15 protein-coding genes are annotated in these 22,802 nt (G+C 53.3%); 13 read left to right on the top strand and 2 right to left on the bottom strand.

All coding sequences use genetic code 11. The annotated features are described in order from the left end of the window. Window positions 1-276 precede the first annotated feature (276 nt). From FFS57_RS13820 to dcd, 7 genes are all read left to right on the top strand, one after another. Window positions 277-1,959 (top strand): long-chain-fatty-acid--CoA ligase, encoded by a 1,683-nt coding sequence (locus FFS57_RS13820; RefSeq protein WP_137938390.1) that lies wholly within the window; start codon window positions 277-279, stop codon window positions 1,957-1,959. A 454-nt stretch (window positions 1,960-2,413) separates the two neighbouring features. After that, the gene (locus FFS57_RS13815) at window positions 2,414-3,577 is read left to right on the top strand and encodes a PilT/PilU family type 4a pilus ATPase (RefSeq protein ID WP_137938389.1); all 1,164 of its coding nucleotides are present in this window, start codon (window positions 2,414-2,416) and stop codon (window positions 3,575-3,577) included. A 12-nt stretch (window positions 3,578-3,589) separates the two neighbouring features. Then, on the top strand, window positions 3,590-3,937 hold the full coding sequence (locus FFS57_RS13810; protein ID WP_137938388.1) for an ArsC family reductase: 348 nt from the start codon (window positions 3,590-3,592) through the stop codon (window positions 3,935-3,937). Beyond that, on the top strand, window positions 3,934-5,067 hold the full coding sequence (dapE, locus tag FFS57_RS13805) for a succinyl-diaminopimelate desuccinylase (protein ID WP_137938387.1): 1,134 nt from the start codon (window positions 3,934-3,936) through the stop codon (window positions 5,065-5,067). The genes FFS57_RS13810 and dapE overlap by 4 nt, the downstream gene beginning before the upstream one ends. 461 nt (window positions 5,068-5,528) lie before the next feature. Continuing rightward, window positions 5,529-7,568: a sensor histidine kinase gene (locus tag FFS57_RS13800; protein WP_137938386.1), complete on the top strand. Its 2,040-nt coding sequence runs from the start codon at window positions 5,529-5,531 to the stop codon at window positions 7,566-7,568. A 190-nt stretch (window positions 7,569-7,758) separates the two neighbouring features. Beyond that, on the top strand, window positions 7,759-8,850 hold the full coding sequence (gene apbC, locus FFS57_RS13795; RefSeq protein WP_137938385.1) for an iron-sulfur cluster carrier protein ApbC: 1,092 nt from the start codon (window positions 7,759-7,761) through the stop codon (window positions 8,848-8,850). Window positions 8,851-9,008: 158 nt separating this feature from the next. Next, window positions 9,009-9,575, top strand: a complete 567-nt coding sequence (dcd, locus tag FFS57_RS13790) for a dCTP deaminase (RefSeq protein ID WP_137938384.1) — start codon at window positions 9,009-9,011, stop codon at window positions 9,573-9,575. Between the two features lie 212 nt (window positions 9,576-9,787). Here dcd and FFS57_RS13785 read toward each other — a convergent pair whose 3' ends face one another. After that, window positions 9,788-10,819 (bottom strand): AraC family transcriptional regulator, encoded by a 1,032-nt coding sequence (locus FFS57_RS13785; protein ID WP_249383999.1) that lies wholly within the window; start codon window positions 10,817-10,819, stop codon window positions 9,788-9,790. 110 nt (window positions 10,820-10,929) lie between these two features. Here FFS57_RS13785 and FFS57_RS13780 point away from each other — a divergent pair, with 110 nt between their 5' ends. Genes FFS57_RS13780 through FFS57_RS13770 form a run of 3 tightly spaced genes read left to right on the top strand, consistent with a single transcriptional unit; the run spans window position 10,930 to window position 15,697 of the window. Continuing rightward, window positions 10,930-12,522: an FAD-binding oxidoreductase gene (locus tag FFS57_RS13780; protein WP_137938382.1), complete on the top strand. Its 1,593-nt coding sequence runs from the start codon at window positions 10,930-10,932 to the stop codon at window positions 12,520-12,522. Window positions 12,523-12,524: 2 nt separating this feature from the next. Then, window positions 12,525-14,132: a glycerol-3-phosphate dehydrogenase/oxidase gene (locus FFS57_RS13775; protein WP_137938381.1), complete on the top strand. Its 1,608-nt coding sequence runs from the start codon at window positions 12,525-12,527 to the stop codon at window positions 14,130-14,132. A 2-nt stretch (window positions 14,133-14,134) separates the two neighbouring features. Next, a complete protein-coding gene (locus FFS57_RS13770) occupies window positions 14,135-15,697 on the top strand; it encodes an FGGY-family carbohydrate kinase (protein ID WP_137938446.1) in 1,563 nt (520 codons plus the stop codon). A 115-nt stretch (window positions 15,698-15,812) separates the two neighbouring features. Here the strand turns inward: FFS57_RS13770 and FFS57_RS13765 are convergent, their stop codons facing one another. Continuing rightward, entirely contained in the window at window positions 15,813-17,411 is a 1,599-nt protein-coding gene (locus tag FFS57_RS13765; protein ID WP_137938380.1) for a flavin-containing monooxygenase, read from the bottom strand. Between the two features lie 495 nt (window positions 17,412-17,906). Here FFS57_RS13765 and FFS57_RS13760 point away from each other — a divergent pair, with 495 nt between their 5' ends. From FFS57_RS13760 to FFS57_RS13750, 3 genes are all read left to right on the top strand, one after another. Next, window positions 17,907-18,083 carry a hypothetical protein gene (locus FFS57_RS13760; protein ID WP_171013936.1) on the top strand — a complete coding sequence of 59 codons (177 nt, stop codon included), beginning with the start codon at window positions 17,907-17,909 and terminating at the stop codon, window positions 18,081-18,083. 432 nt (window positions 18,084-18,515) lie between these two features. Next, window positions 18,516-19,271, top strand: coding sequence for a DUF1223 domain-containing protein (locus FFS57_RS13755; RefSeq protein WP_171013934.1), 756 nt, complete (start codon window positions 18,516-18,518; stop codon window positions 19,269-19,271). 155 nt (window positions 19,272-19,426) lie between these two features. Beyond that, complete coding sequence (locus FFS57_RS13750; protein WP_249383998.1) at window positions 19,427-22,696, top strand: S41 family peptidase; 3,270 nt, start codon at window positions 19,427-19,429, stop codon at window positions 22,694-22,696. The last annotated feature ends 106 nt before the right edge of the window (window positions 22,697-22,802 follow it).

The following is a 22,802-nucleotide window of genomic DNA, read 5'->3' as shown; positions in this document are numbered from 1 at the left end:
TTGAAGCGCTCGCAGCGGCGCATCACCCCGCCATCGAAATGCGCACTATCACGTCGTGACAAGGGAGAAAATGGCTGGAATCCGCTTTGCACCCTGCCATCAAATCCGTTACAGTTACGGCAAACCACAATATTGAATTTTGCATATAGGTATTTTCCCCAGCCCCTGTTTCGATATCTGGATCAAACACTTAGTCAACAAGGTTCATATCCATTCAGGACCGGCCGGTTTTCCACATTACACATGTTAGCAGCACACCAATCGGGAGAGTAAAGCATGGAAAAAATCTGGTTGAAACACTACCAGTCCGGCGTTCCGGCGGAAATCGACCTCAACGAGTTTAAGAACGTCGGAGAAGTGTTTGAAAAAAGTGCGAAGAAATTTGCCAATTGCTCAGCCTTCTCTTGTATGGGCAAGACACTGACGTATGGCGAGGTCGATCAGCTGACACAGCAGTTTGGCTCATACCTTCAAAATACGTTGGGCCTGCAAAAAGGCGATCGCGTAGCCATCATGATGCCCAATCTACTGCAGTACCCGATTGCCGTTTTTGGCGCGTTACGCGCAGGGATGACCGTAGTCAACGTCAATCCGCTTTACACCCCGCGAGAACTTGAGCATCAACTTAAGGATTCAGGTGCGGAAACCATTGTCATCATTGAAAATTTTGCCAGCGTCCTGCAAGAGGTGGCCAAGCGTACGCCGATTAAAAACGTTATCACTACACGTATTGGCGACATGCTGGGCTTCCCCAAGTCGCTGATTGTAAATCTGGTCGTCAAGCACGTTAAAAAAATGGTGCCAGACTTTAGCCTACCCGGCGCCACCGGATTCAACGATGCTCTTGCCAAAGGTCGCAGCCAGCCGCTCAAGACATATGATGTCACCCACGATGATTTGGCGTTCTTGCAATATACCGGTGGAACAACTGGTGTATCAAAAGGCGCAATGCTCACGCATCGCAACGTCATCGCCAACATGCAGCAGGCACATGCCTGGATTAAACCCGCCCTCCAGGACGGTGCCGAAGTCGTCGTGGCACCATTACCGCTATACCATATATTTGCATTGACAGCGAACTGCATGGTGTTCACCAAAGTGGGTGGACATACCATTCTGATTACCAATCCTCGCGACATTCCCGGCTTTGTCAAAGAATTGGCCAAGTACCCTGTCACAGCCATGACCGGGCTAAATACCTTGTTCAATGCCTTACTAAACAATCCAGACTTCGCCAAATTGAATTTCAAGACGTGGAAGATGGTGTTAGGTGGTGGCATGGCAACTCAAAAAGCCGTCGCAGAGCGATGGAAGCAGACAACAGGTGTACCATTGATTGAAGCATATGGACTGACTGAAACCTCACCCGCTGCATGCATTAATCCATTAAATGTGACGGAATTCTCTGGCTGCATCGGCTTACCGATTCCTTCTACCGAATGCTCGGTACGTGATGAGAATGGAAACGAAGTCAAATTAGGCGAATCTGGCGAATTGTGGGTTCGTGGCCCACAAGTCATGCTTGGATACTGGAAACGCCCTGAAGAATCCGCCAAAGTCTTGAAGGGTGACGGCTGGCTAGCCACTGGCGATATGGCCATCATGAATGAAGATGGATTTTTCAAATTGGTGGATCGCAAGAAAGACATGGTGCTGGTATCGGGCTTCAATGTCTATCCTAACGAAATCGAAGAGGTTATTGCAGCTTTACCCGGCATTATGGAGGTCGCCTGCATCGGTGTGCCAGATGAAAAATCCGGTGAGGTAGTCAAAGTCTTTGTTGTGAAGAAAGACCCATCAATTACCGAGAAAGACATCATAGAGCACTGCAAGAAAAATCTGACTGGCTACAAGATTCCCAAGTTCGTGGAGTTCCGTACGGAATTACCCAAAACCAATGTTGGCAAGATCTTGCGTCGTGCGCTACGTGACGAAGAAATGAAAAAACAGCCCGCCTGATCGAGCACTGTCTTCAACAAGAACACCCGCGCCAGTCGCGGGTTTTTTGTTGAGCGCGAGGCCAATTTTGCTGTGCTAAACTCGATTTACCGCCTGCGTGATTGCACATTGATAGTGTACCGAACTTGTTATGTTTGACACACCAAGCTAATCACATCGTTTTCACAGGTGACAAAACTTCAATATTGCCGTTGTCTACTTAGCCCGCGACAGTCTGAGCAATATGATGAATGCCGTTGGCCACGAGAACAGGGCTCGAAAACCACATGCTTTTGTTATAAAGTCGCAGCTTTTGCACCAGTAATCGGCCCATAAGGCACGCTTGGCCGAGGATGGGTCTTTTTCAATGATGGTCAGTTGCATTGGGCCCGGTACCAACCATAAGGTTGTGCAGCACGTCGGCATGCCAGACAAGCCGACATGTTGACACACCATCAACGCAGGACACGCTTTCATGGATCTCACTCCCCTTTTCAAGCTCATGGCCGAGAAGCACGCTTCCGATCTGTTCTTTACGGCAGGCGCGCCGATTCAGATCAAACTGCAAGGTGTGGTCATGCCGGTCAATCAGCAAATTCTAAGTGTCGAACAGGTCAAGCAATGTGCTTACAGTTTGATGGATGCTGAAAAGATTGCCCGGTTTGAAGCTGAGTGGGAGATGAATTTCGGCATTCCGATCGCGGATGTTGGCAGTTTCCGGGTCAATATATTCCGACAGCGTGGCGCTTGCGGAATTGTGATTCGTTACATCAAAGCAACACCACCCAAATTGGGTGAATTGGGCGTGCCAGAAGTCTTGGGTGAATTGTGTATGCTCAAGCGCGGATTGATTTTGATGGTAGGTGCGACCGGTTCCGGTAAGTCATCTACCCTGGCAGCCATGCTGAACCATCGTAACGAAACCACTCCTGGCCATATTCTGACGGTTGAAGACCCGATCGAATTCCAGCATCGCCACAAGAAATCCATTGTCAACCAACGGGAAGTCGGTATCGATACCAAGACTTACGCTGATGCATTGAAGAACGCAATGCGTGAAGCACCAGATGTACTGATGATTGGTGAAATTCGTGACAAGGACACCTTGATGCAGGCATTGACCTATGCGCAGTCAGGCCACTTATGCCTGTCAACGTTGCATGCCAACAACAGTTATCACACCATGAATCGCATCATCAACTTCTTCCCGGAGGACGCGCGGCCCGGTCTGTTACTGGATTTGTCGACATCGTTACGTGCCGTGATATCGCAACGGCTGGTGCGCGGCATCGATGGCAAGTTGCTCCCGGCGGTCGAGGTGTTGTTAAATTCGAACCGCGTCGCCGAGCTGATCCGCAACGGGGAAGTCAACGAGATCAAGGAAGCCATGGAAAACTCGCTGCATCAAGGCTCCCAGACTTTCGAACAAGCACTTTACCGGCTTTACAAAGAAGGCAAGATCACGCTCGACGAAGCCATGTTGCACGCAGACTCCCCCACCAACCTGCACTGGCTGGTCAGCCATGGCGAAGTGGTGGATGAAAATGGCAACAAGAACGATTCACCCTTGGAAAACAAGGATGGATCCGACCAACCCAAGGTCAGCTTCGATATTGATCTGATCGATTCACCCCATTGACGATACACAAGAATGAAAATTTACGGCATTCCCAACTGCAATACGGTCAAAAAGGCGCGCGAATGGCTCGCAGCCAACCAGATCGATATCCCGTTTCATGATTTCAAAAAAGCTGGTGTGACCGAAGCCATGTTGAGCGACTGGCTGAAACAGGTCAGCTGGGAAAAGCTGGTGAACCGCCAGGGTACAACCTGGCGGCAACTGAGCGACGAACAGAAGGCGACAGTAAACAACGAACAGAGTGCCATCGCGCTGATGTTGGACAAATCATCCGTGATCAAACGCCCCGTGCTGGAAGCAAATGGGAAACTTTATCTGGGTTTTGATGAACAGACATATCAGCAGGTATTCGGTAAATGAATCAAGATCCAACCCTGCTGCTTACTGAGCAACTGATTTCACTGCCTTCCAACACCCCACACGACGCAGGCTGCCAGGACATCATAATTGAGCGTCTGGAGAAGCTGGGCTTTACCGTTGAACGCATGCGCTTTGCCGATGTTGACAACTTCTGGGCCAGGTTAGGCACGGAAGGGCCAGTGGTCTGCTTTGCTGGTCATACCGATGTTGTCCCGACCGGCCCACTGGATCAATGGCATACAGACCCATTCATGCCAACCATCAAGGACGGCATGCTGTTTGGGCGAGGCGCAGCCGACATGAAAGCCTCACTGGCGGCTTTTGTTACAGCAACTGAATCATTTTTGTCTGAACATAAACGCCCGACAGGGTCGATTGCCATGCTGATTACCTCTGACGAGGAAGGGCCATCAATCAACGGTACCGTCAAAGTGGTCGAAGCGTTGGCCGCTCGTGGGGAACATATTGACTGCTGCATTGTAGGCGAGCCGACGTCCAGCGAGCGTTTTGGCGATGTCATCAAGAATGGTAGACGTGGATCGTTGTCTGGTCGTTTGCTGGTGAAGGGCATACAGGGGCATATTGCCTACCCACATCTGGCAAAGAACCCGATTCATTTGCTGGCCCCCGCACTAACCGAACTGGCCAATACCGAATGGGATCAAGGAAATGACTACTTCCCGCCGACCACTTGGCAAGTGTCAAATATCCATTCTGGCACTGGTGCCAACAACGTCATCCCTGGCAAGTGTGAGCTATTGTTCAACTTCCGTTTTTCAACAGAAAATACTGAACAGTCGCTCAAAGACAACGTTCACGCCATTCTTGATCGACATCAACTTGACTATCAAATTGAATGGACCCTATCCGGCAACCCTTTCCTGACCGAACGAGGTCCATTGGTTCAGGCATTGTCCGATTCCATTGAAGCAATCTGTGGATTTGCACCCGAACTGTCAACGACCGGTGGCACATCCGATGGACGCTTCATTGCACAGATCTGCCCTCAGGTCGTGGAGTTTGGCCCGATCAATGCCACGATCCACAAGCTCAATGAATGTGTTGCCATTGATGATCTGCCCAAGCTGTCTGAGATTTATCATGGCGTACTAGAGCGAATACTTACTTGATTCATCATCAAGCAATATTCAAGCCCTTCTTACAAGAAGGGCTTTTTATTTATTACATAACAATTTCCGCACTTATTAAAATTAAATGACTTTACTGGCAACGATTAAAACGTGTTTTTACCTTTTAATACGTTACCTGGATAAAATATACTGATGATTATCTGCTGAGCCCTGATACACCTTTCAAAAACTGCCAATGATGGCATCTGGATATCATGAGCAGATTGCTGCACCTACCACCCCGACGATGGTGTGGTCTGGCATATTCGATTGTAATTTGGCAAATATCAAGCAAACAAGAGGACAGCAGCTACCTTGAAACCAAACGACTCGATTCCCTTTCTGGAAATGCCGTCGCAATCCCGCCCAGTCCTGCCTGGCGACCAAGCCGATGCCTTCGGTTTCTGTCGTTGGATGCAAACTGACACTCTGTCTCTTTTTCACGACCGTTAATCTTACCCATGCTACAACGTTTAGCCATCGCCATATTGCTTTGCCTGTTATCGCTTTATGGCCATGCTGACGTGACCAAAGTTGGAAACGCTACCACCAGGTTGAATCTGGATGGGCACCTGCAATTTCTGGTGGACACAAAGAGCGAATGGACCCTGGCCGATATTCAAAGTGCAAAACGGCAAGCACAATTTCAGCAACCCACTGGTAAACAAGCGGCATTTGGCTATACCAAAGCCAGCTACTGGTTCAAAATCACGCTGCACAATACTGGTACACGCAATAGCTGGATGGTCAATATTGACTTGCCTGCCTTGGACCAGATCGATTTCTATGTACCAGAAACCAACCAACCAAATCGGTATCGATTGCTACGGGCAGGTGACACGCTGGCCTATGCTGCACGGCCACTGCCAACCCGTGAATTCACCTTTCCCCTGACGCTACCCACCAACACCCCAGTTACACTGTACTGGCGAGTACAAACCCAGAGCAGCATGACCGTACCAACGACCCTTTGGGATCCGGAAAGCTATGCACGCAAGAGTGAAACCACGCACTTGGTATTTGGCCTGTATTTTGGTTTCATTTTTGCTTTGGCGGCATATAATCTGGTGTTGTATTTGTCGCGCATCCACATCAGCTATCTGTATTACGTCATTTCCGTATTTGGCATCGGCATGTGGCAATTGACCCACAGTGGGCTGGCCTATCGTTATCTTTGGCCAAATGCCATCTATTTCCAGAATGTCGCAGTCAACCTGTTTGCGGCAATGGGTATTGCAGGCTTAGCATTATTCACCTTGTATTTTCTGAAACTCAAGGTAACTGCCGAACGCTTGAATACCGCATTGTGGATCATTGTCACGGCCTGCTTGCTTACCATGATTGGCGCTGTCACCAACCTGGCAGACCAAGTGCTGCTGTCTCGTATCAATACCCTGCTGGCCCTAATCAGCGGGATTCTGTGTGTCACTGCCGGTATTTTATGCTGGCAACGTGGCCAGTTGATTGCCCGTTTTCTGGTGTTCTCGCAATGTGTGTGGCTGTCCGCCCTGCTGATAACCGCATTACGGGCTGCCGGCTTGGCCAGCACTGAGTTTTTGAGTTTGTATGGCACGCATCTTTCCATTCCAATTGAAATGTTATTGCTGGCCATTGCACTGTCAGATCGTTACCGGCAAATGCACCGCCAACGTGAAGCAGCTCGTGAATTGGCGTTGCATACCCTCCGCACTACTGAGCGCATGCTGGAGCAACGGGTTGAAGAACGAACAGAGGCACTGCTGCAAACCAATAAGAAGTTGGAAGACGCCAATCACGAATTGGACCGTCTGAATCACGAAAAAACTGAATTGTTACGTATTGCCGCACATGACCTGAAAAATCCTGTAAGTCAATTGCGGGCAGCCAGCGATCTGTTGAAGCACAAAATCAGCCAGTGGCCAGCCGAAAAATCGTCGGCCATGCTGGGAAATATGCATCAGGCTACGGTCCGAATGATGGACATCATCACCAAGTTGTTGGATCTGGATGCCATCGAATCAGGTAAATTGCAGGTCAATGCTACTCGAATGGACTGGTGTGGCAGCATTCATTGCGTACTGGATGAGCTGAATGATTGGGCTGCGAGCAAACAGATCAGCTTGCAGTCACAAATGCCCGATCATATCGACATTTGGGCTGATGCTGAACTGGTTTACCAGATTTGTGAAAATCTGATTTCCAATGCCATCAAATTCTCACCCGCTGGCAGCATGGTGACCATCCGACTCATCGAATCCAGCGGTTTGGCTAGGCTCGAAGTAGAAGATCAAGGCCCTGGCATCCAGCCTGATGAAATGCCCCAGCTGTTCCGTTCGTTCGCCAAACTTTCTGCCCGTCCAACTGGTGGTGAGCATTCCACAGGCTTGGGTCTGTCAATTGTCAAACGGCTTACTACTTCCATGGCTGGTCGAGTTTGGTATGAACGCCCAGGGAACAAAGGAGCCCGGTTTTGCGTGACACTTCCACTGGCAAGCCGTTCCGTCGCTGAGGCTTCCGGCTGACACCGGACATCCACAGGTCACAATATTTCGCGGTCACCCAACAACACCAACCGAAACTGTCATAGAAAACTTGTCGCAAGTCACTTGTTCAAATCTCGGGCTTTGATACACTCGCCCCACAACCCAAGTGATCTGTATGAAACAGTTTTTGCAACGCATCTTAAACCCCGGTAAAGCGGGGGAGCCGACCATGACACCCAACGAACAAGCAATCCGTGACTGCCTGGCGCAGGTAATCGACCCGAATACCGGCAAAGACTTCATTACCGGTAAAGCAGTCAAACATATCAAGATCGAGGACAGTCAAACCACCATCGACATTGAACTCGCCTATCCGGCCATGTCGCAAGCGGCGGGTTTGGCCCAATTGATCCAGGATTCGCTTACCGGCCTGGACGGATTGGGCACCATCAATGTCCATGTTCGCTCCGTCATTACCTCGCATGGTGTGCAACGTGGCATCCCATTACTGAGTGGAGTGAAGAACATCATCGCCGTTGCCTCTGGCAAGGGTGGGGTCGGCAAATCAACCACTTCGGTCAATCTGGCATTGGCACTGGCGGCAGAAGGGGCACGAGTTGGCTTACTGGATGCGGACATTTACGGCCCCTCGCAACCCACCATGATGGGTTGCGAGCAACAACGGCCAGAATCGCCGGATGGCAAGACGATGACGCCAGTAGTGCAATATGACATACAAACCATGTCCATCGGTTATCTGATTGACCCGGAACAACCCATGGTCTGGCGCGGCCCCATGGTTACCCAGGCTCTGACCCAATTACTAAACGAAACCCGTTGGGATAACCTCGACTATCTGGTCATTGACCTGCCACCGGGTACTGGTGACATACAACTGACCTTATCGCAGAAAATTCCCGTCACTGGTGCCGTTATTGTCACCACACCACAAGACATTGCCTTGCTGGATGCTCGCAAGGGACTGAAAATGTTTGAAAAAGTCGGCGTACCGATTTTGGGTATTGTCGAAAACATGAGCATGCACATCTGCTCCAACTGTGGCCACACCGAGCCCATTTTTGGCGAGGGCGGTGGTGCAAAAATGAGCGTGGATTACAACGTAGAATTGTTGGGTCAATTGCCGTTAGACATGTCGATCCGACGGTCGACCGACGCAGGTAAACCCACTGTCGTAGCTGAGCCAGACGGACAGATTGCAGACATCTATAAGCAGATCGCCCGTCGTGTTGCCGTCAAGATTGGTGAAAAAGCTCAGGATTTTTCATCCAAGTTCCCGAAGATTGTGATCCAGAATACCTAATATCCGTCGTGAATGTGCCAACAAGCATACAATTCAGGCCTCTCACCTTTTACGACCCAGACCAGCACCCACCGTGCATGGGTGTTTAACCATCACACATATGCAAATCATGGGCGGTTGGTTAGACTACCGCCCTCAACTGAAACAGGAAATACGCCATGTCCATCAAATCAGATAAATGGATTCGCCGAATGGCTGAGAAACACGGCATGATCGAGCCGTTCGAACCAAACCTGGTCCGAGAAGTAAATGGTCATAAGATCGTTTCCTATGGCACATCCAGCTATGGTTACGATATTCGTTGCGCTGATGAATTCAAGGTATTTACCAACATCAACAGCACCATCGTCGACCCCAAAAATTTTGATCCGAACTCTTTTGTCGAATTCAAAGGCGACTCCTGCATCATCCCGCCCAATTCGTTTGCACTCGCCCGCACAGTTGAATATTTCCGCATCCCGCGTTCAGTATTGACTGTTTGCCTGGGCAAATCCACCTATGCTCGTTGCGGTATCATTGTCAATGTCACCCCTTTCGAACCGGAATGGGAAGGCCACGTGACACTGGAGTTCTCCAATACCACTCCGTTGCCAGCAAAAATCTATGCCAATGAAGGTGTAGCACAGGTATTGTTTTTCGAATCGGATGAGATATGTGAGGTATCTTACAAAGATCGTGGTGGAAAATATCTGGGACAGAAAGGTGTCACACTGCCCAAAATTTAAAGCGGCCAGTAAATATCCTATATGCTACATTGCGACGCGCTGTCTCAGGTACTTTGCTGAATTTTACCAGCCACGCATTAGCAACAATCAGTGAATTGAAATACTTGTAGCTGAAAAGTCTGCATTTTGTTTGCAGTACGCATCGAAACGGCATGGCCGTAATGTTTAAACGTGAACTGAACGATTGACGGATAAACAATGCGGTCATTCAACTACCTTCCGCTTGCCTGACTCCGCCACCCACCCGGATTCACTCCCGTCCACTCTTTGAATGCATGATTGAAACTGCTTTGCTCTTGGTAGCCGAGCAGGAATGCGATGTCCGTCAGACTCAAATCCGTTTCTCGCAAATAGTGTTTGGCCAGATCGCAGCGGGTATTGTCCAGTACGGTCTGAAAACTGGTATTGGCGTCCTTCAATTTACGTTGCAGCGTTCGAACGGTCATTTGCAGCGTGTCGGCAATCCAGCTAAGGCGGGCTCGATCCTGGCTAAGATGTTGCAGAATGGCTTCGCGAACCTTGATCGCAATGTCAGGTTCGCGTTGGTGTCGTTCACGGGCTTGTAACAGTTGTTCTGCATGTTGTACCAACACCGGGAATAGTGTCGGCTCGGCATGCGGGACTGGCCAATCAAGGATCGCTGCCGGAAAACGGGCTTTGTATTCGTCTGCATTGAAACGTACCGGGCAGCAGAAGATACGCTCCAACTCATTGGCATCGGCTGGTGCCGGGTGCGCAAAACAGACTTCCAATACTGGCATGGATTGCCCTGCCATCCAGTCGACAAAGGTCTTGATACCGACCATGACGCTTTCCGGCATGTGTCGACATGGCAATTCAGCCAACCAGGGGCTCTCCCAAACATATTCAGCCTCATCCCCCAATACCCGCAGGCCAGATCGGCCCAGATCATGGGCCAACACTTCATAACGCATCACTTGCGCCATCGCCTCCCCGAAAGTACGGCAGGATAAGGTGATCATGCCATAGACGGCATAATTCGCCAGTCGCATGGCCTCACCCACATGCACGCCAAAGTAGGTGTCACCGCTCAGTGTTGCGGCTGCATTCAATGCCTTCAGGTAGTCCAATACCGGCAACTGTTCCGGCGTTGGCGACAGTGCGTGCTCGGGCAAGCCTGCTGCGGTCGCCAGCTCAGCCAAGTTGACGCCACGCTGGCTCGCCACATCCAGGGAGACTTGCAAGTAGGCGCCCACAACGCGAGCTTGAATCGGAGAGTGCATGAGATTTGGCATGATTGCACAACGTCTGTGTCATGATCGCCCAAGAGCGCATGGGCGGCTTGTTTTAAGATGCCATGGTTTTTGCAACGAGTATAACAAGGATTGATACAGTGAGACGCTGGAACGGCTGGGGTGACGATACGATCCAATCAACGCTGAATGGTGCGGCATTGCAGTTTTTACAGGAGCGTGTAGGCGAGACGACATCGCCTGATGATGCCAGCCTTGAGGCAACCGTTGCCAGTGTACCTACCAGCCGTTTACCAACCCACCCACGCTGGTCGACCGATGCAGAAGTGCGAGTTCGAGCCAGCTTTGGGCAAAGCCTGCCAGACTGGCTGCGGTTACGTTTCGGTAAGCTGGGCCGGGTTGTCGATGCCGTTGCTTACGCCGAATCCGGTGACGATGTCCGTGAGGTACTCGATCTGGCGCTGCAACACCGTGCAATTGTGATCCCTTACGCCGGTGGCACCAGCGTAGTAGGTCACCTGACTCCGCCACAGACCGATCAGCCGGTGATCTCGCTGAATCTGTCTCGCTTGAATCGTCTGCTGCATCTGGACCATACCGCGCAACTGGCCACGTTTCAGGCTGGCGTGGCAGGGCCAGATCTGGAAGCGCAGCTAAGGGCACAGGGCTATACCTTGGGGCATTTCCCACAGTCATTCGAATACTCGACACTGGGCGGCTGGATCGTCACCCGGTCGTCGGGCCAGCAATCGTTGCGGTATGGCCGTATCGAGCAGCTTTTCGCAGGTGGCCGGGTGGAGACCCCAGCTGGTAGGCTCATGATTCCAACGTTCCCGGCATCCAGCGCAGGGCCTGATTTGCGCGAGCTGGTCATGGGCTCGGAAGGCCGCTTTGGCGTGCTGACGGAAGCGACCGTTCGTGTCACCCCCTTGCCCGAGTTCGAGCAATTTCATGCTGTGTTTTTCCCAAGTTGGGCACAGGCGGAAACGGCCGTGCGTACTTTGGTGCAAAGCCGGCTGCCGCTATCGATGCTGCGCTTGTCCAACGAGGTGGAAACGTTGACGTCGTTGACGCTGGCTGGACACCCGCGCCTGATCGGCATGCTGGAGAAATACCTGGGAGTACGCGGCATCAAAGGGGCCAAGTGCTTACTGCTGTTTGGGGTGACGGGCCATGCGGCCACCTGCCGCGGGGCATTGCACGCCGCTAGGGATATCGTCAAGCAATTTGGCGGCGTGGCTGTCGGCAAGGCGTTTGGCGAAAAGTGGAAGGCCAACCGATTCCGCTCAGTGTATTTACGCAACACCCTATGGGAGCACGGCTACTGCGCCGATACGGTGGAAACCGCCTGCGACTGGCCAAAGGTGGAAACCATGATGCGACGTGTCGAAGCGGCTGCCGTCGAAGCGTTGGCCAAGTTCGGTGAAAGAGTGCATGCCTATACCCATCTGTCACATACCTATCCGCAAGGCTCCAGTGTCTATACCACCTTTGTGTTCCGCCGTGCGGCTAGCTTCGAGGAGAACTACGCTCGCTGGCAAGCCATGAAGCAGGCCGTGTGCGAAACCATGGGACAACTGGGCGGTACCATCAGTCACCAGCATGGTGTCGGCAAAGACCATGCGCCATACTTAGCCGCCGAAAAAGGGCCGTTGGGCATGGATGCCCTGATGGCCATCGTGCGCCAGCTGGACCCGGATGGCATCATGAATTCCGGCAACCTTGGGCTATGACCATGTGGACACAAGGTTGGCGTGAGGCCAGTTGGCCTCGCCTAGCGGAACCCTGGGATGTGTTGGTCATCGGAGGTGGCATCACCGGTGCAGGCATTCTACTGGAGGCTGCACGGCGTGGCTTGAAAGCGCTGCTGGTAGAGCAGAAGGATTTTGCCTGGGGGACATCCAGCCGTTCATCCAAGCTGGTTCACGGCGGCTTGCGCTATTTGAAGGAAGGCCAGATCCGGCTGACGCGCGAATCGGTACATGAACGGCAGCAATTGCTGCAGACAGCACCAGGGTTGGTCGAACCGCAAAGCTTTGTGTTTGCCGACTATCAAGGCCGCAAGCCCGGTCGTTGGCTGTTTTCATTGGGGCTGGCCATTTATGATCGGTTTGCGGGTGAAAAAAGCCGGGCCTATTACCATCCGACAGAATTCCTGATGCTGGCGCCACATATCAGCCGGCATCAATTGAAGGGCGGTATGCGCTATCTGGACGCCAAGACCGATGACGCCAGGCTGGTGCTGCGTACGTTGCAGGAGGCACAGTCATATGGCGGCTTGGCAATCAACTACGTCCGCTGTGATGCGCTGCTGCGTGAAAACAGCCAAGTCACCGGTGCCCAGGTGACTGACCAACAGACGGGGCAAACCGCCGCCATCCACGCCAAAGTGGTCATCAATGCCACCGGGGCCTGGGCGGACCAACTGCGTGGGGAGATCGGAGTTGGCAAGCGGCTACGGCCATTGCGTGGCTCGCATCTGCTCTTCCCCAGCTGGCGCTTGCCGGTGGCCCAGGCTGTCAGTCTGATGCACCCACAGGACGGACGGCCTGTATTCATCTACCCATGGGAGGGGGCCACACTGGTTGGCACCACCGATCTGGATCATGACGACCTGCAAGGCGAACCACGCATTACCCCGGCAGAAGTCAGTTACCTGATGGAAGCACTGGCGTTTCAGTTTCCCGAACTGAACTTGACCCAGGAAGACGTGCTTTCCACCTATGCTGGCGTGCGGCCGGTAGTATCCAGCGGCCAGACTGCCCCCTCCAAAGAAGGTCGTGATCATGTATGCTGGTTGGAGCAGGGTCTGCTCACCGTTTCCGGTGGCAAGTTGACCACCTTCCGGGTGATCGCACTGGATGCATTGCAACAGGCACAAACGCGGCTCGACCAAACACTGGATTTGACGCCCCTTCCACACTTTCAACCCGCGCCCAAGCTGGATCAGACCCTCCCAGCCATGCTGCGCAAGCGGTTGCAGGCCCGCTATGGCACCGATGCCCAGGCAGTACTGACTTGTGGCCCTGCAACCGAGCATGAATTGATCAGCGGCACCGATACCTATTGGATCGAATTACGTTGGGCAGCCCGCAGCGAGGCAGTCGTTCACCTGGAAGACCTGCTGTTACGGCGTACCCGGCTTGGCTTGCTTTTACGTGAAGGTGGCCGCGCGCTGCTTCCACGCATTCGAACATGCTGTCAGGCAGAATTGGGCTGGGATGACACCCGCTGGCAGGCAGAATGCGATGCCTACCAGGCGCTGATTGCCAGCCACTACAGCCTGCCATCGCGTGAACAAATCCCCCCAAGCAACACGACCATGCTTGATGGTGTAAGGTGATGATGTCCAACGATTACCTGCTCGCCATCGACAACGGCACACAAAGCGTACGTGCGCTACTGTTTGATCTGAACGGTCACTTGGTCGCCAAATCGCAAGTACCGCTACAGGCCTACTTTTCGGACCAGCCCGGTTGGGCTGAACACCATGCTGAGGATTACTGGCAAGCCCTGTGCCAAGCCTGCCAGCGCTTATGGACGATGACCCATGCGCCCAAGGCGGCGATCAAGGGGGTTGCGGTCACCACCCAGCGTGGCACCATGATCAACCTCGACAGACACGGCCAACCGCTTCGGCCTGCGATCGTCTGGCTGGATCAACGCAAGGCCACCCGCGTGCCAACCCTGCCCTGGTTCTGGCGACAGGCTTTCAAACTGGCGGGCGTCGATCACACCATCCGGTTCTTTTTGCATCAGGCTTACCCCAACTGGCTGGCAGAGCATCAGCCGGACATCTGGGACAAAACCGACAAATACCTGCTGTTGTCCGGTTACCTGAATTACAAACTCAGTGGCGAAATGGTGGATTCCATCGGCTCGCAGGTCGGTTATCTGCCCTTCGATTACAAAAAGCATGATTGGGCCGGCAAACGCGACTGGAAATGGCAAGCCATGCCCATCCGCCCGGAACAGATGCCACAGCTGGTCCCACCCGGTACGGTCATCGGCCACATCAGCACCATTGCTGCAGAACAGACGGGCATTCCCGTTGGCCTCCCGTTGGTCGCTGCGGCAGCAGACAAAGCCTGTGAAGTCATCGGCGCCGGCTGCCTGACACCGGATATTGGTTGCCTATCCTACGGTACCACTGCCACGATCAACGTCACCAGCCAGCGCTATTTCGAAGCCACACCCTTCATCCCGCCCTACCCTGCTGCCGTTCCGCGACATTACAGCAGCGAAGTCCAGATCTTTCGTGGATTCTGGATGGTCAGCTGGTTCAAGGAGCAATTCGGCCACCTGGAAAAAATGGCCGCGGAGGAACAAGGTATTGCGCCGGAGCAGCTGTTTGACGAACTGGTGAATGCGGTTCCCCCTGGATCGATGGGCTTGATGTTGCAGCCGTATTGGAGCCCCGGTATCAAGGTGCCTGGGCCAGAAGCCAAGGGGGCCATCATCGGTTTTGGCGACGTGCATACGCGTGCCCATGTCTACCGCGCCATTCTGGAAGGCTTGGCGTATGCACTGAAAGAGGGCAAGCAGCGAATCGAAAAAGCCTCTCGCGTACCGATTCGGCAATTACGTGTATCGGGTGGTGGATCGCAATCGGACGCCGCATTGCAATTGACGGCCGACATCTTCAACCTGCCAGTCGCACGCCCTCATCTGTATGAAACCTCTGGGCTGGGCGCTGCTATTGATGCCAGTGTGGGGCTCGGATTGCATCGCGACTTTGCCAGTGCCCTCCGCTGCATGACCCGAATCGGAGCGGAATTCGAGCCCACCCTACAGCACGCGGCCATTTATGCCGAACTGTATGAGAAGGTTTACCAACGGATGTACAAGCGCTTGAAGCCGCTCTATGAAGAAATCGGCCGTATTACCGGTTACCCCGCCAACGTTTAAGTGACCGACGCTCTCAACGGGTCTCACCTACCCCCACAGCGTAACAACCATCTGCTGACTTGCATCCCATCCATCCTCAAAAAACGATTTCGGCGCCTACACGCCCTATCCCATATTATCCAGTCATCACCGCAACCTCGGCCCGATTTTTTTTATTCTGCAATGCTGGCGGCATGTCCATCATTGACCAGCCGTAATCCTCTGCCGCCCATTTACCCATCAGTTGTTGATATTGTGTGACCAATCCCGGCCATAGTGTCGTGTTCCGACCGTGCTGATCCAGATACCAGCTCTGGCATCCGCTAGTCCAGACGGTCGCTGGAAAGGTATTCTGAATCTGTTGGTTGAATCGCTGCTGAGCGCTTGGATGAACGTGACAAGCGTGGTATCGATTCACCTGCATATGGTCCAGACAAGCCAGGATATTGGCGATCTGTGCTTCGACCATCAGCACCAGCGAGTTGTGTCCCAGGCCGGAATTGGGACCGATCAGGAAGAATAGGTTGGGCATGCCGGCCACAGCCATACCACGATATGCCTGCATGCCTTCCCGTTGCCAGCGGCTACCCAGGTCCTCATGCTTGGGCCCGATGATCCAACCTGGTTGCAAGCTATCGGCCACCTCAAAGCCGGTGCCAAACACCAGCACATCGGCATCATGGCGGCTGCCATCGGCAGCAACCAATGTATGATCATCGACCGATTGCAGCGCGCTGGGTGTCAACTGGACATGCGGCTGGTTCATGGCGGGGTAATAGTCGTTCGACAACAATACCCGCTTACACCCCAATACATAACTGGGTGTCAGCAGTCGCACCTTATCTGCATCTTTCACATGCCGTCGGATAAAGCGCCGAGCCAATCGCTCCGCCAGGCTATGTGACCAGGAAGCAGGTTGGGCCAATGCGCGATAACGCCACTCGTGCTGCCTGAACAGCCATTGCCGATAGCCGTGTTGTAAAGCAGGCCACGCCTGATACAGCCGTTGTTCCAACCGGCCAATGGTACGATCCGGACGTGGGAACACCCAGGCAGGTGTACGCTGGAAAACAGTTAACTCACCAGCAACTTTCGCCAACGCAGGAATGAACTGGATCGCACTGGCGCCTGTGCCAACCACCGCCACACGCTTGCCTGTCAGATCATGCTGATGCTGCCATTGGCTAGAATGAAACACCGGACCGGGAAAATGCGCCAATCCAGGAATGGTTGGCAACTTGGGAACACTAAGCGGGCCGCGACCCACCACCACGATCCGTGCCGATAGGGTTCCACCATTCGCCAAATCCACCTGCCAGCGCTGGGTCTCGTCATCGAATTGGAGGCGCATCACGCAGTGATTGAAACGCAGATAAGGCTCGAGTTGAAACCGGGTCACGCATTGCCGCAAGTATTCGTGAATTTCAGCCTGCCCAGCATATTTGCGCGACCAATCCGCCCTAGGCGCAAACGAGAAGCAGTAAAGATGGGCCGGCACGTCGCAAGCACAGCCGGGATAGGTATTGTCGCGCCAACATCCACCAGCATCGGCAGCTTGCTCCAGCACCAGGAAATCCGTTCGGCCGGACTGCTTGAGCTTGATTGCCATGCCCAGGCCGGAAAACCCCGCCCCGATGATTACCACATCCACACACTGCCCGGCCTGCTTCATGACGCTGCCCTTTGCTGGTTGAACTGCCTTACCGCATGTCAGAAACGATTCCGTGCGGTTCATGATGTGAATTGCGTATTGGCATGATCATACGGACAAATTTTCAGGGTCGGCAAGTGTAGATTTATCATTGATCTTATGCGTAACTACGTTCTTACCATGAAGTGTGTATGCTGAAACAGATCGGCACACGAACCAAGCCAAACAACAGCCTCCATCGATTCCGGGTTTAAGGATTTGTCGATCAGGCAACCATCTCATCGATATGCTGTCAGTCATCATGAATGGATCTTTTTTGCCAGGCATGCAAATCGGCCTTAGAACCTGTTCAAGGTCTGTGATGAGCGGCCACCAGCGGGGTGAAGGGCAGCGCAAAAACTGGCGTGTAGGTGTGATACATGAGGATGTTGAGCAGCACATGCGCCCCGATCGTGGTCGCGCAATAAGACATTGAGCAGGTTCTTAGTCCGTTGCGTACTATCTTCATTGCGGTAAATTGGCTATAACCATCTCATTAAGAACAACATCCGGATTCAGACAAAAGCATGCGAAGTTATCTTGGTCGCCTCTGATCAAGTCATTGCAACAGGCTGGCCCTACCGCCGTACCAGTCAATATATGGGCATCACGATGGTGCAGTTACCATCCGTCAGTGCACATCGGCAATACCTGGAATTGTTGTATTGGGAAGACGAAGGCGGGACAATGATCATGCATCCCGCCATACCACAATGACCCGCCAGAATATGGCTGAGCAATACCGAGGGCATCTCACCATGAACACCTCGAATCTCCTTCCAACCGATTCAGCCGAAGAAGGTAAAACCCTGTGCTGCCCCCGTTGTGGCGGCGCTTTACAACGAATACGGCGGCGACCAATCGACCGGTTTTACAGCCTGTTCTCACCCTGCTTCCGTTATCAGTGTTTTGGCTTTCAATGTAATTGGGTCGGCAATTTGCCGCAAAAACTCAGCCATTCGCCCCATCGTTGATGGTCATCAGTGGTGTTCAAATTGCCACATGACGAACCAAGGCACTGATTTAGATAAACATCTAACCACATGGCCATTTACCCCCGATATTACTGCACGTTCTGATACCCGATGTAAGCCAGCAGGGGACGAAGCGACCAATAGCATCGGTCACCTCGTTGAACTGGAGCACGATATGCGCCACCCTATGCTTGTCCTGATACTTGCCCCCTGGCTGACATCCCCTGCCCAAGCAGACTGCATCGCCCGGACAAATGGTCTGCATCATGTGCTGGTGGAGCTGTATACCTCGGAAGGCTGCAGCAGTTGCCCACCTGCCGATGCCTGGCTATCAAAACTGGCGAGTCATGATGTAGCAAACCGTATCGTGCCGATCGGTTTCCATGTCGATTACTGGGATAGTCTGGGCTGGCCGGATCGGTTCGCTCAACCCGCATTTACCCAACGTCAGCAACATGCAGCACGACAGGCCGACGAACGTACGATTTATACCCCGCAAATTCGCATTGACGGCACTGCCGCTTCATTTTGGCCTGGTCGCGATCGGCAGTTAAGCCGTGCCCTGACCAAGCCAGCGGGTGCCGACATTACTCTGACAGCCCGGCCCCTGCAAACAGGCTGGCAATTGGTGATCAGTGGATACGCCCCCATCCCCAGTCAGCTTTATGTAGTCACAACCACATCTGGTCTGACTTCACGAATTGTGGCGGGTGAGAATCAAGGGCGACAACTGGTGCATGACCACGTGGCCAGACAATTGCTTGGCCCAATGACGATACCATTTGGACGGTTCAGCCAAGCGATCAATTTACCCGCTGATCACGTCACCCCGCCGGCCACGGCCGTGGCCTTTCTACAAAAGCCCACGGGTAACGACATCATACAAGCCATACAACTCCGGCTGTGTGCTCATTCTGTTGCAATGAAATGATCCGTCCTTAGTACCCCCTTACTGGCATCGATATTACCTAGGGCCAGCCTCCCCCATGCCCGGCATCGCTACTTTCCCCTACAATGCTGCTTGGTACCGTCAAACCGCACCCATAGCGGTCTAGAGCAAAAGAACGAGATGTCCATCGAGGGAGCATGATGATCAAACAAACAGCGCTGGCCCTGGTGCTGGCTTTTGGTAGCAGCAGTATCCATGCCGGGAATGCCGCCTATATTCGATTTCCGACCTTACAAGGTGATCAGGCCGTTGTCACGGCTGAAGGCGATTTATGGTCCGTACCATTGGCGGGCGGTCAAGCCACCCGGCTAACCACCCACCCAGGTCAGGAAACCCACGCTGCCTACTCTCCCGACGGGCGTTGGTTGGCCTTCACCGCCACCTATGAAGGCAGTCCGGAAGCCTACCTGATGCCTGTCGCCGGAGGACAGCCCAAGCGCCTGACCTTTAGTGGAGAACGCAGCACCGTACTGGGCTTCACCAATACAGGCCAGGTACTGTTTACCATGCGTCACAGTCAGGGGATGGATGGCCAACGGGTGGTGGCTATGATTGATCCACTCACCCTCAAGCAAACCGTCTTCCCATTGGCTAACGCCAATGATGCGGTGCTGTCTGACGACGGCAAGACCTTGTTCTTTATTCGCCATGGTCTGGCAACGACGGGCGATAATGCCCGCTTCTATCAAGGCGGTACCACGGCCGCCATCTGGCGCTACGAGGTAGGTCGCTCGCAGGAAGCCACCCGGCTGAGTGGCGACATCCACTCATCGGATCGCCGCCCAATGCTGTGGCAAGGTCGATTGTATTTCGTCAGCAATCGCAGTGGCCGCGATAACCTGTGGTCGATGACACCGAATGGCAAAGATTTACGTCAACACACACAACACCGTGATTTCGACATCCGGCACGCCAATCTGTCACATGGCAAGATTGCCTATCAGTTGGGGGCGGATTTACACGTCATCGATCTGGCCAGCCAATATGATCGTACCGTACCCGTTACCCTGACCTCCGATTTCGATCAACGTCGCGATCGCCTGATTCGCGCACCTTTGAGTTTCGCCGGGCATCTCAGCTTTGCGCCATCTGGTGACAAAGTCGTGTTGAATGCGCGTGGTCAGATCGCCGTCACCCATCAAGGCACGCAGCGCCGGGTTCAGATCGCGCTGCCGGCTGGCAGCAGAGCCAGCCAATCCATCCTCAGCCCTGATGGCAAATGGGTATATGCAATCTGCGATGCCAGTGGCGAACAGGAAATCTGGCGCTTTCCCGCAGACGGCAGCTCAGGTGGCAAGGCGCTGACCAATGATGGCAAGTTGATGCGCGTCAGCTTGAAGCTATCCCCGGACGGCAACTGGCTGGCTCATTCGGACAAAGCGGGTGTGCTGTGGTTATTGAATCTGGCCACAGGTAAAAATGAGCATATCGATCAGAGCAATATTGCCGAATATGGCGAAATCGCTTTTTCGCCAGACAACCAGTTTCTTGCTCTCACCCGACCAAACAGCTCGATAGGCCGTAATCAACTTTTGCTGATGCGACTGACTGACCACAAGTTGCAGGTATTGACCTCCGATCGCTACGAATCCGGCTCGCCTGCATTCTCACCCGATGGGAAATGGCTGTACTTTCTATCTGATCGGCACTTTCAGTCTTCCTCCCCTGCACCCTGGGGTGATCGTAACACCGGCGCATTTTTTGATCGCCGTGCCAAGGTATATGCATTGGCGCTCCAGACTGGTTTGCGGTTCCCATATGCCGCCAAAACCGAGCTGGACACCCCGGTGACACCCGCCAAACCAGCAGGAACAGGCAAGGAAAAACCATCCACCGACAAACCAGCTCCCTTGCAATGGTCGGGGTTGGCCAGCCGGCTATTCGAGGTACCGTTGTCAGCAGGTAACTACACACACTTGAAAACCGATGGCAAGCGACTGTTCTTTACCGACCATGAAGCAGGTAGTGATGGCAAGACCACATTGAAATCACTGGCAATCGATGATCAAAGCCCCGAACCCGAAGTGTTCGCATCAGACATCCAGGGCTACGCATTATCCGGCGATGGCAAGAAGCTGTTATTCAGCCGGGGGCCGAAGGACACCATCGGTGATCTGTTCATCGTCGATGCCGCCCCCAAGCCACCCAATGAGCTGGCCAAGGCACAGGTCAAAACAGCTGACTGGTCCATTCTGGTGAAACCTGCAGACGAATGGCGGCAGATGTTTGCCGATGCATGGCGCATGCAACGCGATTTTTTCTATGATGCCCAATTGCGTGGTGTCGATTGGCAGGCCGTTCATCGTCGATACGAGCCCTTGGTTGACCGCATCAATGACCGGTCCGAGTTGAACGACCTGTTGGCGCAAATGGTGGCGGAGCTCGGCACACTGCACTCACAGATCGGTACCGGTGACCAGCGCCAGGCAACTGACGGCCGTACCGCCGCTTTTCTCGGTGCCGTCTTGGTACGTGAACCAAATGGTGTGCGCATCCAACATATCTACCGAACCGACCCTGAGTTGCCAACAGAACGCGCACCATTGGCCCAACCAGGCGTCGATGCCAGGACAGGTGATCTGATCATTGCCGTAAATGGCCTTGCAGTTGGTCAAGCGCGAGATATCGCTGACCTGTTAAGCAATCGAGCTGAGCAGCAGGTATTACTGACACTGCGCAGGGGTCAAGCCGAGCATCAGGTCGTGGTCACGCCGGTCCAACAGGCGCGACATGCCCAGCTACGTTACAGCGACTGGCAGGAAAGCCGCCGTGCAATTGTCGACCAAGCCAGCAATGGCAAGATCGGCTATCTGCACCTGAAAGCGATGGGTGAAGCGGACATGGCAGATTTTGTTCGTCAGTTTTATGCACAAATCGATCGGGAAGGCTTGATCATCGATATCCGGAATAATGAAGGAGGCAATGTCGACAGCTGGATTGTCGAAAAACTGTTGCGCAGGGTTTGGGGGTTCTGGCAACCGCGCCATGGCAATATCGCCTCAACTCATATGCAACAAACCTTCCGCGGTCACTTGGCCGTACTGATCGACGAAAACACCTATTCCGACGGTGAAACCTTTGCTGCAGCGGTGAAGGCGCTCAAACTGGGCCCGTTGATCGGCAAACGTACCAGTGGGGCCGGTGTGTGGCTGACGGACTACAACAAGCTACTGGACAATGGGATAGCACGTGCCGCCGAGTTTGCACAATTCTCGGCACAAACTGGTGAGTGGCTGATTGAAGGTAAGGGTGTCATGCCGGATCAGGAGGTAGACAATCCACCCCATGCCACGTTTCAAGGGCAGGATGCCCAGTTGAATGCCGCCATCGGGCTGTTACAGGACAAGCTGAAGGCCATGCCGATTTCACCATTGCGGCCACAACCCATTCCACCCTTGCCACACTAAAACGATCCCCATGACGACGGTACCTGACGGTGCCGTTGTCATTTGTCGTGGATTGCGAACATACCAATCCTGAAAGCCGGACGAAACAACCCTGCTTCCATCAGTA

This window comes from Chitinivorax sp. B, from assembly GCF_005503445.1.
Classification (GTDB): domain Bacteria; phylum Pseudomonadota; class Gammaproteobacteria; order Burkholderiales; family SCOH01; genus Chitinivorax.
Note: the sequence above shows the minus strand (reverse complement) of the source record. Positions and strands in the feature narration are given on the sequence as shown.

What these genes read in the sequence shown, in the direction of transcription:
- FFS57_RS13820 (WP_137938390.1), top strand. Translation starts at nt 277, where the DNA reads ATGGAAAAAATCTGGTTGAAACACTACCAGTCCGGCGTTCCGGCGGAA.
- FFS57_RS13815 (WP_137938389.1), top strand. Translation starts at nt 2,414, where the DNA reads ATGGATCTCACTCCCCTTTTCAAGCTCATGGCCGAGAAGCACGCTTCC.
- FFS57_RS13810 (WP_137938388.1), top strand. Translation starts at nt 3,590, where the DNA reads ATGAAAATTTACGGCATTCCCAACTGCAATACGGTCAAAAAGGCGCGC.
- dapE (WP_137938387.1), top strand. Translation starts at nt 3,934, where the DNA reads ATGAATCAAGATCCAACCCTGCTGCTTACTGAGCAACTGATTTCACTG.
- FFS57_RS13800 (WP_137938386.1), top strand. Translation starts at nt 5,529, where the DNA reads ATGCTACAACGTTTAGCCATCGCCATATTGCTTTGCCTGTTATCGCTT.
- apbC (WP_137938385.1), top strand. Translation starts at nt 7,759, where the DNA reads ATGACACCCAACGAACAAGCAATCCGTGACTGCCTGGCGCAGGTAATC.
- dcd (WP_137938384.1), top strand. Translation starts at nt 9,009, where the DNA reads ATGTCCATCAAATCAGATAAATGGATTCGCCGAATGGCTGAGAAACAC.
- FFS57_RS13785 (WP_249383999.1), bottom strand. Translation starts at nt 10,819, where the DNA reads ATGCACTCTCCGATTCAAGCTCGCGTTGTGGGCGCCTACTTGCAAGTC.
- FFS57_RS13775 (WP_137938381.1), top strand. Translation starts at nt 12,525, where the DNA reads ATGTGGACACAAGGTTGGCGTGAGGCCAGTTGGCCTCGCCTAGCGGAA.
- FFS57_RS13770 (WP_137938446.1), top strand. Translation starts at nt 14,135, where the DNA reads ATGTCCAACGATTACCTGCTCGCCATCGACAACGGCACACAAAGCGTA.
- FFS57_RS13765 (WP_137938380.1), bottom strand. Translation starts at nt 17,411, where the DNA reads ATGAACCGCACGGAATCGTTTCTGACATGCGGTAAGGCAGTTCAACCA.
- FFS57_RS13755 (WP_171013934.1), top strand. Translation starts at nt 18,516, where the DNA reads ATGCGCCACCCTATGCTTGTCCTGATACTTGCCCCCTGGCTGACATCC.
- FFS57_RS13750 (WP_249383998.1), top strand. Translation starts at nt 19,427, where the DNA reads ATGATGATCAAACAAACAGCGCTGGCCCTGGTGCTGGCTTTTGGTAGC.